The organism is Natranaerobius trueperi (assembly GCF_002216005.1).
In the GTDB taxonomy this organism is placed as follows: Bacteria; Bacillota; Natranaerobiia; order Natranaerobiales; family Natranaerobiaceae; genus Natranaerobius_A; species Natranaerobius_A trueperi.
Genome location: NZ_NIQC01000012.1, coordinates 14,797 through 27,176 on the forward strand (window position 1 = coordinate 14,797; position 12,380 = coordinate 27,176).

Genomic DNA, 12,380 nt, shown 5'->3' on the forward strand with positions numbered 1-12,380 from the left:
TTCTTTTGCATTATTTCCAAGCTCACAGTATTCTCCACCAATATAAATATTTCCGTTACCATCCAGTCACCAACTCGTTTACCAACATCTCCAGTTATAATTATATCTCCACCAAGGGAATATAACCCTATATCATCACCAGCACTTCCATTAATAATTATTGTTCCACCTTAATTTAACTGACCTAGTCGACCACCCGCATCACCTTGGACAAATATTCTTCCTCCATACATACTAAAACCTAATCCATGTGCTACATTATCATTCACTTTAATTTCACCATGGGTCATTGTATCAGCCATAAACCTTCCGGCATCGCCTAACAGCTTAATATAAGGTCCTTTATTTAAAGAAAAACAAAATCACCAACCGAACCATCTAATTCTATCAACAGTTCAACCTTAAGCCCAACTGCTATAAAATTTTGTAAGGAAAGACCGCTCACATATGCCTTTGTTCCTTTTAGAAAGCTGTTTATTTATCTCAATATTAATTTCTTCATAGCTTTTTACCATGGTCTCACTCCTCATAAAACCTAACTAAATATTTGTTTACTTAAGTTCTGAATCTGCCACTGAAACTAACAATTGTCAATTATCTAAAGTTTAGTAAATATTGTAGTAATACATAATAAATATTAATAATTTCATAGCATGTAGAGCTAATCAGAGATGTTCTTTATAACTACATTTAGGACAAAATAAATAACTTGGTACCTTTTCTAATTTTCCATCAGACCTTCTTTTACTTTTTTTGTCTATAATATAACCACCATACTTCATCTTTGTTAGACAATGATAACATAACGTATTCTCACAAGCGTAATTTGCTATTTTTCGATCTAGCCACTCTAGAATTATTTTTTGTTTTTCGATCTCTAAATGTTCCTCAATCACATCTTTTATTGCTGCTATTTTATCTGTTTTTTTAATGTTAAAAAACATATTATATTTTTCTCCTTCTATAGTAATCAAGGTTAACTACTTTATTTTCCATCACACCCTTTAAATTAGCTTTCAAATCTTTCACCTTACCGCGGTAATAATAAATCGTTTTCTTCATTTTAACACCCCCTGCTGTGACTTTATGCATGTCTATACCATTAATATGTCTGTTAATTTCCTAAAATTATACAAAATATATAGCTATAATTTTGTACATTTGATATACTTTAGTTAACTGTGAGAGAAAAGGGTGATCTAATGAATAAATTTGTAACTGCAATCAATTGTATTGATGGAAGAGTTCAAGAAGCCGTCTTAAAAAAGTTAAAAGAAGAATATAAAGCTAATTATGTTGACATGATAACTGAACCCGGACCTAACCGTATTTTATCTGAAAATGTAGACTATAATACCATTGAATCAATAAAATCGAGAGTTAACTTATCAATAAATAAGCACGCTTCAAACCTTATTGCCATCATTGGTCACTATGACTGCGCTAATAATCTAAAAGATAAAGATGGACAAGTATTAGACATTATAGAATCCATAAAACTTATAAACAGTTGGAATTTTAATGTGAAAGTAATAGGAATATGGGTAGATCATAACTGGGTAGCAAATCATGTAATATAGTAATTATCATATATGATTAATTTTGGATTTTAAGGACCAAAAGTAATTTTTAGCGTATATTATTAAAGAGCAGGCTCATTTGCCTGCTCTTTAAGTTTCTAACCTGATAAATTATTTTTTTCATCTTTAGATAATAAACGCTTAGAAAAAAAATCTATACCTAAAGCTCCTAAAGGTGCTGTATATATAATTGCCAAGACCGAAAGTGCAAGAATCAATTCACCATTAGGTAACCCCATAGCCAGTGGGACACCTCCCATAGCAGCTTGGACTGTTGCTTTAGGGCTGTATGAAATCCCACAGAAAAGACGTTCTTTAGCATTTAAGTTTGAGCCTAATGTTGTGATATAAACTCCAAACATTCTCACTAAAACACCAATTGTTACGATGAGAATCCCTATCGGCCCTGCTTCTATAGCTAAAGATACATCAACTATAGCACCAATTAACACAAATAAAAATATTTCACCAAAAGCCCATACCTCTTTTAATTTAGCAGAAAATTCTTCTGCAAAAGGCTTTTGTTTTTCTAGTAGATAAGCTCCGGCTACCATAATTGCAAGTAAACCTGCAACTTGTAAAATATCACTTACTACATAAGCAAAAAGAGCCCCTATACTTAATACTACAATTCTATCAGTTTCTGTTAATTTGATTTTTTCATAAAGTTTAACAAGTAAATATCCTACTAATAACCCGAACAACACACCACCTATTATCTCTCTTGGAATAGCTAATAAACTAAAAATGGAATTGTCAGCACCTTCAGCAGTTAAACCTAAAAATATTGAAATTAATGTAATTGCAAATACATCGTCAATAGATGCTCCAGCTAAAATCATTACTGGTATACCACGATTAGTACCTAACCCTCTATCCTTTAATTTCAACATAGAAGGTACAATGACAGCTGGACTTACAGCAGCAATTATAAACCCTAAAATACCCGCTTCAATAAACTCTAAGCCAAAAAAGAAGTAAGCTAATAATAAGACAGTAGCTCCTTCTAAAAGACAGGGGATAGAGCCTAGCTTAAGAGAAAGCACCCCTACTTTATTTAAAGTTTCACGCTTAAGACCAAGCCCTGCCCTAAGTAAAATCAAAATTAGAGCAAGTAACCGAATATCATCAGCTATATTTATTATGTCAGAAGAAATTAAATCAAAAAAATTAGGGCCTAATAAAACACCTGCTAAAAGCATTCCTAATAATCCCGGAAGATGTAGCTTTTCAAAGATTTTACCCATTACAAATCCGCTTATTAATATTATTAAAATACTTCCTATCACTTCACTCATCCTTCCAACTAAAACTAAATAATAATTAAGATGACCCTATCATCTTAATTATTATTTTCAATTCACGAGATTATAACCATAGTAATATCTTTTCTATATTATTTTATAATTTCCTTGTTAAATTCTTAATAAAGTTATCTTTACGAAACCTTTACATTTTATATATTCAATCTATAGTATTGATAAGTTATAATTTTTATGTGTTACATAAAGAAAACACAGGAGGGGAAATTTTTGAATTTTAAAAAACCTGATCTCATTTTTTCTATAGTTATATTTTACATTATAGCTACATGGGTATTTATATACTTAGTTGATGTAAATAATTTATTGGGTATTAGAGATTATTTGGTTTATGATATACAGTTAAATAACCCTTTTCTGTGGCATCACATATATATTGAAGGTGGTTTCACTGAAATGTTTCAGTGGGTGCTCATAGGGCTTACAGCACTTTATTGTGGTTTGGTAGCTGGACAAGAAGATTCTAAAGAAAGAAAGTCCTTTTGGTTTCTTTTGGGAATCCTTGCCGTATTTATGGTTATCGAAGATGCCGGTAACCCTAGACATTATTTTAGGTTTATCTTTTCTGAATATTATGGAGTACACCCTATATGGATCACCGGTCCATATTACTTATTGCTTGGTTTAATACCTTTATATGCTATTGTAAGATATGGAAAAAAGATTTAGAAACACAAGATAATAGAACTATTATTTATCTTTTAACTGGTTTTGTTTTTTACGCAATAGCTTCTATTACTTCAGCAACAGGTGAAACTGGTTGGTGAGAAGAATATGGACAAAAGGTATACCAATGAATCATATCTACAGCCACTGAAGATATATCTGTGTTATATCAACATATGGAAGGCTAGAGAATTATAGATCACCTTTTTGAAGAAACCTTTGAATTAATAGGAGCAGGTGCATTATTAGCTGGTGTATTGTCATGGTTGATAGTCCAAAGAGAAAAATTTCAAAACTAGAAAACTTAAAAGGTCAAGCTTATTATTATTTACATTAATAAAAACGCTTCTTTATTTGAAAATATCTAAGAGTCTTTAATTTTTATTTAGTTATACTAAATAAAACAGGTCTCTAAAATTTTTCAGAGACCCTACATGTTAATTAACTTCTTTAATTTGTGTTCGTCATATCCTATTACATAATTATCATCTTTTCTAACTACAGGAATTCTCATCTCTCCTGTTAAACTAACAAGCTCATTAATTGCTTCAGGATTTTTATTGATATCAACTTCTTTGTAATCCAACCCATTTCGTGAAAGAAACTCTTTCACTGGTTTGCAAACTTTTCACCCAGTGCTCGAGGTAGTATAAACTTTAAATTCTTCGGTCATTTTATATCCTCCTTTAGGAGCTTAACTAGCATCTGAATATAAGTTTTTAATATAATTCATTGCTGATAAAGCTGCTATTTGTCCTTCACAAACAGCTTTACTAATTTGATAAGGCCAACCTGTAATATCACCAGCTGCAAAAATTCCTGGAATATTGGTACTCATATCTCTACTAACTTTAATTGCATTTCCTTCATACTCAATACTTTGAACTAATTGGCTTGTTGGAATAGCTTCTCTTAAAATAAATATCCCATCACAATTTATCACAGTATTTTCTAATTGTAACTGTTGAACTTTATTTTCCCCTATAATAGCGTTTGGTTTTTCATATAAAACTTCTACATTATTCGGTACATTAATTTCTTCTTTGTATAAAGGGATATAATAAACTTTTTCACATAGTTCAGATAAAAGTTTAACATCATTTTCGCCCTCTTCTTTTTGTTCTGCTATCACAACTGTTGTTTTATTTTTGAATAATCCAGCATCACAAGTTCCACAATAACTGACTCCTCTTCCTAGAAACTTTTCTTCACCAGGAAGTGTTCTTTTTTGATTAGTTCCATTAGCTAAAATAATAGCTTTTGAGTTATATACTGTATTTTTTGGTAAGATATTAAATATATCCCCACTTTTAACAATACTTTCTACTTTCTAATCTAAAATGTTTATTCCTCGGGCTTTTACTTGTTGTAACGCTGTATTCATAAATTGTCCACTCACATCTGAAATTCCAAGGTGATTTGGAATATGTGGTGCTTTTTGTAGTTTAGGACTACAATTGTTTCCTCCAAATAGAATACTAGTGCCATTTCTAGAAGCAACATTTAAAGCAGCAGAAAGCCCCGCAGGGCCACAACCTATTATTGCTATGTCTTGTTTATAGTAGACATTTATAAGACCTCCTTTGTATTGTCACACTTATACCATCAGGGGGTATTTTAACTCAAAGTTTACCAATAGTCAAATTAAAAAAAGCTAGAACACTTTTAAGTTCTAGCCTTAAATATCTAGTAAAAATGAGCTTACCCAAAAATTGTTTTGAATAAGCTCATTTTGCTCTAACTTAAATATATGCTGTCAAACCTAGCATAATCACCATATGAAGTACACCAAAAATAGTAGAAACATGAATGGCTTCTTTTTTAATTTGTTTTTTTATCTTTGTTTCATCACTATTCTCTTTACGATTTATTTTTAAAAGATACCAACCTATACCTAGTATTAACATACCAAGGGCTAAGGTTATTACTCTAAAAGTTGGATCTGCAACCATTAGAAACACCTCCAAATATTTTAAATACTAACATTAAGCACGTACTGGTTTAAAAGCTTTATCTAATAGCGGTACAAACATATTCATAACTAATACACCGAAAGCTACACCTTCAGGGAGCCAGCCCCAAAATCTCATTCCCATTATTATCACACCAATACCAATTCCAAAAATTATTTGACCCCATTCAAACCGAGGTGATGTCATTGGATCAGTAGCATAGAAAAGGGCACCTATTATGACACTACCAGTAAATAGGTGAAACAGTGGGTTTTGTCCCATAAAGATGGCAAATATAGCTACAGTTGCAAGTACACTAACTGGTATTCTCCATCGAATATATTTTTTATAACCTAAGTAGATACCTCCAACTATCAGTAAAAGACCTGAAAGTTCTCCTAATGATCCTGAAACCCCTCCAAAGAAAGCTTCGGTTACCGATACCATATCACCTTGTTCAAAAAACGCTCCTAGAGGTGTTGCTGTACTCACAGTATCTACCCTTGACTTCCAAGGATCTAAAGCATTTGGAAAAGCATAGATTAAAAATAACCTACCTATCAGTGCTGGATTAAATAGGTTCTTTCCTAAACCACCAAAAATTTGTTTACCTACAATTACACCGAAAGCAATTGAAATCACAGCTGCATAAACTGGTGTTGATGGTGATAGTGTAAATGAAAATAATAATCCTGTTACCACTGCACTCAGATTTTTAATCTTAATAGGTTGTCCAACTACTTTTTGATATGCTGCCTCTGTTGTTACTGCGCCTAAAACTGAAGCTACAATAAGTATGAAAGCAGACATCCCATAAGCATATAAAGCATACAGTGTTGCTGGTGCTAAAGCTATTAAAACTCCCTTCATCATTGCCATATTATATTGACCTCCTTTATTGAATTTCTATATATATACTATCAAACTTACCAGTTTGATGCAAATAGTAATTATTATTAATTGTTGTTTATTAAAAAGTGCTGTTCTTTTAAAAAGAAAACAGCACTTTTACATTAAATATATCTATTTAGAAGATATCGTAACATCTTTAAACTTAACGTATGGTAATAATGTAACTCCATTATTTACTCTTTCTTTAGAAATTGCTACTATATTTTCTAGCATCTCAAACAAATTCCCTGAAACCATAGTTTCTTTAATAGGATACTTTATCTTGCCATCTTCAACATAATAACTATTTTTAGCTACACCTGAAAAATCACCATTTGGTGCAGGCTCTCCACCAGAAAATCTAGACAAAATAATTCCCTTTTCAATAGAGTTAATCATTTCATCATAAGTCTTATCTCCATTTTCCATTACTAGGTTAACACCAGTAGACGGACCTCTTTCATAGCCAGTTTTTTTAGATCCATATAAGTCTAAGAGGTAATTTTTTAATACACCTTCCTTAATGATATAGTCATTTTTATTGACTATACCATCTCTTGCGAAATAACTCTTATTCGCTAAAACTTCCGAGTCAGGTTCAGTCTTTAAAGTAAGTTTATCATCTAAAACTTGTTCATTAAGTTTACCTTGGAATTTTGAAATATTAGAAATTAGGTAATGACTTTGTAAGTGAGTTAATAAGAAAGATAACATTTCATTCATACAATCTGGAGTAATAATAACTTCACCTGTTATTTTTTTAGTCTCTAGATTTTTAGGTTCTAGATGTTCAATAGATTGTTCTAATAAATCAGATAATGCTCCTAATTCAAGTAATTCTTTTTCTAAATCTTTAGTACAAGTAAATGTATAATTAAAGGAGGATGTTTTATTTTCTTTTTTAGCGAAAAACATAATAAAAAATGAGTAGTTATCAGAATTAGAAGATAATTTAACTCCATTTGAATTAGCATAATAATCATATTTATCATTATAAACTAATATCGCTTCTTCAATTACTAAGTCACGGTAGTCAGTTTCAACCTTTGAAATGAAGTTATGCAACCTTTTATGCATCATATTAATATCCATATCAACTTCTTTATCTTGAAAATCTTTTTCAAGAATGACATCTGAAATATCATTTGCTTCATCTGGTTGTGAATTTTTTGCATTATGTATAACTTCACTAACAGCTTCCTCAATAGATTTTTCATCGATATCACTTAATTTAATCGTATCTTTTTTATTATCAATAATTGCTGTCATTTCTAAATTATATTCTTCTAAAGTACGTAACAATTTGAGTTCTCCAGAATGAATATTCATTTCTTGTTTTATTTCTTTTGTAAGATAAACTTCCGACTTATCAGCACCTTTTTCTTTTAGTAAATTTATACATTTATCTAATAATTCCATATTACCTACCTCCTATATTAATTTTACATTTTATAGCAGGTCCACCCATTCCTACAGGTATAACTTGTTTTTTTCCACACATCCCTGCATTTGACCAAGTCATTTCATCAGATACCATTGAAACAGTTTTAAGCACATCAAAAGCAACACCTGAAATAGTTGTATCTTTAATGGCTCTACCTAATTTCCCATTTTTTATTTCATAACCATTTGGAACCCCAAACATAAATTCACTAGTAGAATCTGCTTGCCCATTACTAGGCTTAGTCAAGTAATAGCCATCTTCAATTGACGCTATCATATCTTCTAACTTATCATCACCCGGTAAAATTGCTGTATTTCTCATTCTCACTAACGGTTCATCTGAAAAATCATAAGCCCTTGCGTTTCCTGTAGGTTTATCATTTAAATCTCGAGACAAGTCTTTATTATTCATATACCTTTTTAAGATACCATTTTCAATAATCACTGCATCCTCTGGTCTTGTACCTTCATCATCAATATAAACCGGCATAGGACAAACTTGATTATTATATTCATAAGCAAAGTCTACAAGGTTGATTAAATCACTTGCTACTTTCTCACCAAAATAATCTTTAGCAACTGAACCACTTTTAACCATGTCAGCTTCAGTAGTATGTCCGATAGCTTCATGAGCTAAAATTCCAGCTAATTTAGAGTCCATAATCACATCTTTGTAACCTGCCTCTGGATAAACCCCTTCTGATTTTTCTTTAACTTTTGTATATACTTTATCGATCTTTTCATAAAACTCTTCAGGATTATCAAAATAATCTTCATATTGACCTAGACCACCAAAAACATCATAAGAATTATAAGTATTACCATCCTTTTCAATAGAAAGGCTGATTACTAATAATGTTCTTGGAATCATAGTAAAACCTGAAGCTCCAAAAGAAGTTAATAGGTTTTTCTCCATATCCAAATTATTTATAACAAACGTATCAGACTTTAGATCCTTGTATGTTTTAGCAGTGTATTCATGTAATTTCTTTAGAAAGTCTAGTTTTGCTTTTCTAGAAACTCTAGGTTTTTTAGTAGAAAAATCTTTAATTACTTCAAAGTTCTCACCAGATAGTTGACTTTTATTTCTTTTTTCTAGGTTAGCTAACATAATAGCGTTTTCTTTTGATTTGTTTATTATATCTTTAACTGTTTTTTCATCTGTTTTAGGACTTGATGCAAACCCAAAAAAACCATTTTTATATACTCTTGAAGAAATACCACTAGACGTATTTTTTTCATTTCTAACTAAACTACCATTTACTAGAGCCAATGAAACTGTAGAGTTTTGTTGTAACCGAAGTTCAGCATGTTCATCTAGACAATTTTTAAATGTCTTCAAATAATCTAATTTCATACTCAATAACCCTCCAATCAAAATTTTTAAAGATACTCGTTACGTAATGATTCTATTAACTAATTGATTTTCCTTTAATTAAATTGGATTATAAAGAATGTGTTTATTTATAGAAAAAAATGACCGTTCTCCACTATCACCGTTATTTTAATAGAATATAAAAAAGCTAGAGCTAATTACAGCTCTAGCTTTAAATATCTATTATAATCTAATTCTATTTATGTATGGTGGAGGCGGGGGGAATCGAACCCCCGTCCGGAGATGCATAAGTAAGAGGCTCTACGAGCGTAGCCTTTATTTTGGTGTTTCGCCATATAAGTCTCCTAAAGGCTGGATACTTCTATGGCTAGCCCCAATTAGATTTCCCAATGTAATCGAGGCAACTTACATCGGTATCCTGCTAAGTTTGGCACCCAACTCGTTTCCGCAGGAAAGAAACGAGAGGATGGCTACGCATTAAATGTTACGCAGCAGCTAAAGCGTAATCTTCGTCACTTAACTTTAAGCCCATGTTTTTTGCCAGGCACATGGATCCTGGGCTCGCTCCTCTTACTCTCTACATCCCCGTCGAAACCAGATCGCCCCCTGGTTTGCATTAATTATATATAACAAAGATTACTATTTATGTCAACCAATAAACAAGCTATATTGCTAGTACTTCATCTTATCTTTCATAGCTTTTTCCATTTCTCGTTCCATTGTTTTTCGTTTAATAGATTCACGTTTGTCATACTTTTGCTTACCTTTAACTAATCCTAGCTCAACTTTAATCTTTCCTCTTTTGACATAAACTGATAATGGAACTAGAGTATATCCTTTTTGAGTTGTTTTACCTATTAACTGTTTTATTTCCCTTTTATGAAGTAGTAATTTTCTAGTACGTGTAGGTTCATGGTTAAATTGATTTCCTTCATCGTAAGGGCTAATATGAACATTATACAGGAAAACCTCACCTTTTTCAATCCGGGCAAAACCATCCTTTAAGTTAACACTGCGATTTTTACAAGATTTAACTTCTGTGCCTTTAAGCTCAATACCCGCTTCATATTTTTCTTCTATAAAATAATCGTGTCCAGCTCTTCTATTTTTAGTTAAAACAATTACATCATTAGCCATAATATCTACCTCCTATAAGGCACATAGCCTAAACATACATAATCAATGCCCGAATTCAATTATATTATCAGTTTACAATAAAGTCAAAATTGGAAATTAATTTTTGATAACGCTTCTACTAACCTTTCGTTATCTTCTCTTCTACCAATAGTTACTCTGATATATCCTTTAATCCCTAAGTGACTACCACTTCGGACTATAACACCACGTTTTATTAGTTCTTCCGTTACTTTAAGATCATCACCTTTTACATTAATTAAAAGAAAATTAGCTTCAGTTGGTTCAACCTCTAAGCCGAGTTTTTCTAGTTCATTTTTTAGGTATACTTTTCCATTATTATTTTCTTTGATACTAAACTTAGTATGAAAAGTATCATCTAAAGAAGCTAAAGCAGCCTTATAGCCTATTAAATTAACATTAAAAGGTACTCTAACTTTTTCTATTATATCTACAACTTCTTTTGGTGCAAAACCATAACCAACCCGAAGTCCTGCTAAACCATATAATTTAGAAAAAGTTCTTAAAGAAACTACAGGGTATCCTTGTCTTATAAATTCTAAAGTATTAGGAAAGTTTGGTGAGCTAACATATTCACAATATGCTTCATCAAATACTACTATCACTTCAGAAGGTAATTTATCTAAAAAGCTTTGTACTTGTTCGTGTGTTACAATTGTTCCAGTAGGATTATTAGGATTACAAATAAAAATCATTTTGGTGTTAGGTGTAATCGCATCTAGTATTCCATTTAAATCATGTGTAAAGTTTTTCAAAGGTACTTTGACTATTTCACCATCCATCATTGTACAAGCATGTTTATACACTGAAAAAGTTATATCAGCAGTAATAACTTTTTCACCTGGATTTAAAAAGGCTGCTAATAAAAGTTTTATTAATTCATCAGAACCATTACCTAAAACTATATTATTAACATCTAAATTATTTAGCTTTGACAGCCTTTCTTTTAAATCTTGATAAGAACCGTCAGGATATACACTTACATTTTTAGAATGTTCTTCAATAGCTTTGAAAGCTCTCTCTGACGGTCCGTGAGGGTTTTCATTACTTGATAGTTTTGTGATGTTATCTAAATTATATTGTTTTTTTACTTGTTCAAAAGTAGTGCCTTGCACATACTTATTTAAATTTAATATTGATCTTCTGGCTAAACTTTCCATTAAAACCATCCTTCCAGATTCTTTAATTTAAAAAAAAATTTCATAAGGGACTCTTTGGTTAAAAGTAACTAATTTTGATACTCCAAGTTGCTTTAATATACTATAAACTTTAGGAAAACCGTAAGCTACTTCACTAGGCTTATGTGCATCAGAACCTAAAGTTAAAGGCACATTATGGCTAACTAATTCTTGTAAAAAATTAAAACTCGGATACATCTCTTCAACTGGTGCACGTAGTCCACCCGTATTTATTTCAACTACTTGATTTTTTCTAGATAATAGCTTTGAAAGTTCTATATAAAATTCTTGAAGTGATTCACTCGGAACATGACCATGTTTTTTAATAACATCAATATGACCAATTATATCGAAGTTATCAGAGTTAACCATGTTTTCTACCTTTTTAAAATAGTCGTGGTAGATATCTATAAGAGGACGTGTTTTAAAATAATCTTTATTCTTAGGATGTGAAACATCTTTACCGAAAAGAAAGTGAATTGAACCTATAACATAGTCTAAGTCCTTTTCTTTTATTAATTCACTGGTTTTTATCTCAAGACCTTGAACATAGTCGATTTCTAAACCTAATTTAATAAAAATCTTATCTCTAGATTTTTCTTTTAAATTTTCAACTTCTTTAATATATTGGCTTAATTCATTAAAATACATTGAAGACATATCTTCTTCTCTAAAACCTAAATAGTCCATTGGAAAATGATCACTAATACCATATTCTTTTAGATTACAATCAATTGCAGCTAAAATATATTGTTCTAATTTTCCTTCAGCATGTCCACACCGTGTAGTATGAGTATGAAGATCAATCACGAAAAATCCTCCTTTAGTCAGTTTCTTGTACTAATTCGTGAGTTTAT

At 31.1% G+C, this 12,380-nt stretch carries 14 protein-coding genes and 1 other RNA gene; 2 read left to right on the forward strand and 13 right to left on the reverse strand.

Annotated features, from left to right (window positions below):
• Positions 1–170: 170 nt before the first annotated feature.
• Together CDO51_RS14945 and CDO51_RS06595 are read right to left on the reverse strand one after the other, a co-directional pair.
• Positions 171–302, reverse strand: coding sequence for a hypothetical protein (locus CDO51_RS14945; RefSeq protein WP_276206998.1), 132 nt, complete (start codon positions 300–302; stop codon positions 171–173).
• 363 nt (positions 303–665) lie between these two features.
• Complete coding sequence (locus tag CDO51_RS06595; protein ID WP_089023510.1) at positions 666–944, reverse strand: hypothetical protein; 279 nt, start codon at positions 942–944, stop codon at positions 666–668.
• A gap of 258 nt (positions 945–1,202) precedes the next feature.
• On the opposite strand from CDO51_RS06595, the gene CDO51_RS06600 reads away from it, so the two are divergent.
• On the forward strand, positions 1,203–1,580 hold the full coding sequence (locus tag CDO51_RS06600) for a carbonic anhydrase (RefSeq protein ID WP_089023511.1): 378 nt from the start codon (positions 1,203–1,205) through the stop codon (positions 1,578–1,580).
• Between the two features lie 98 nt (positions 1,581–1,678).
• Here the strand turns inward: CDO51_RS06600 and CDO51_RS06605 are convergent, their stop codons facing one another.
• Complete coding sequence (locus CDO51_RS06605; protein ID WP_240503512.1) at positions 1,679–2,878, reverse strand: cation:proton antiporter; 1,200 nt, start codon at positions 2,876–2,878, stop codon at positions 1,679–1,681.
• Positions 2,879–3,112: 234 nt separating this feature from the next.
• On the opposite strand from CDO51_RS06605, the gene CDO51_RS06610 reads away from it, so the two are divergent.
• Positions 3,113–3,571, forward strand: a complete 459-nt coding sequence (locus CDO51_RS06610; protein WP_089023513.1) for a hypothetical protein — start codon at positions 3,113–3,115, stop codon at positions 3,569–3,571.
• Positions 3,572–3,998: 427 nt separating this feature from the next.
• On the opposite strand, the gene CDO51_RS06615 is transcribed toward CDO51_RS06610, so the two are convergent.
• From CDO51_RS06615 to CDO51_RS06660, 10 genes are all read right to left on the reverse strand, one after another.
• Complete coding sequence (locus CDO51_RS06615) at positions 3,999–4,181, reverse strand: glutaredoxin family protein (protein WP_089023514.1); 183 nt, start codon at positions 4,179–4,181, stop codon at positions 3,999–4,001.
• An 81-nt stretch (positions 4,182–4,262) separates the two neighbouring features.
• On the reverse strand, positions 4,263–4,700 hold the full coding sequence (locus tag CDO51_RS06620; RefSeq protein WP_158212354.1) for an NAD(P)/FAD-dependent oxidoreductase: 438 nt from the start codon (positions 4,698–4,700) through the stop codon (positions 4,263–4,265).
• A gap of 610 nt (positions 4,701–5,310) precedes the next feature.
• A complete protein-coding gene (locus CDO51_RS06625; protein ID WP_089023516.1) occupies positions 5,311–5,520 on the reverse strand; it encodes a hypothetical protein in 210 nt (69 codons plus the stop codon).
• Positions 5,521–5,553: 33 nt separating this feature from the next.
• Complete coding sequence (locus tag CDO51_RS06630) at positions 5,554–6,399, reverse strand: RnfABCDGE type electron transport complex subunit D (protein ID WP_089023517.1); 846 nt, start codon at positions 6,397–6,399, stop codon at positions 5,554–5,556.
• Positions 6,400–6,543: 144 nt separating this feature from the next.
• A complete protein-coding gene (locus tag CDO51_RS06635; protein ID WP_089023518.1) occupies positions 6,544–7,830 on the reverse strand; it encodes a TldD/PmbA family protein in 1,287 nt (428 codons plus the stop codon).
• A 1-nt stretch (position 7,831) separates the two neighbouring features.
• Positions 7,832–9,211: a TldD/PmbA family protein gene (locus CDO51_RS06640; protein ID WP_089023519.1), complete on the reverse strand. Its 1,380-nt coding sequence runs from the start codon at positions 9,209–9,211 to the stop codon at positions 7,832–7,834.
• A 225-nt stretch (positions 9,212–9,436) separates the two neighbouring features.
• Positions 9,437–9,797, reverse strand: a transfer-messenger RNA (tmRNA) gene (ssrA, locus tag CDO51_RS06645).
• Positions 9,798–9,862: 65 nt separating this feature from the next.
• Positions 9,863–10,327: an SsrA-binding protein SmpB gene (smpB, locus tag CDO51_RS06650; protein WP_089023520.1), complete on the reverse strand. Its 465-nt coding sequence runs from the start codon at positions 10,325–10,327 to the stop codon at positions 9,863–9,865.
• Positions 10,328–10,410: 83 nt separating this feature from the next.
• Positions 10,411–11,505 carry a histidinol-phosphate transaminase gene (hisC, locus tag CDO51_RS06655; RefSeq protein WP_158212355.1) on the reverse strand — a complete coding sequence of 365 codons (1,095 nt, stop codon included), beginning with the start codon at positions 11,503–11,505 and terminating at the stop codon, positions 10,411–10,413.
• Between the two features lie 27 nt (positions 11,506–11,532).
• Positions 11,533–12,333, reverse strand: a complete 801-nt coding sequence (locus CDO51_RS06660; RefSeq protein ID WP_158212356.1) for a histidinol-phosphatase — start codon at positions 12,331–12,333, stop codon at positions 11,533–11,535.
• Positions 12,334–12,380 lie beyond the last annotated feature (47 nt).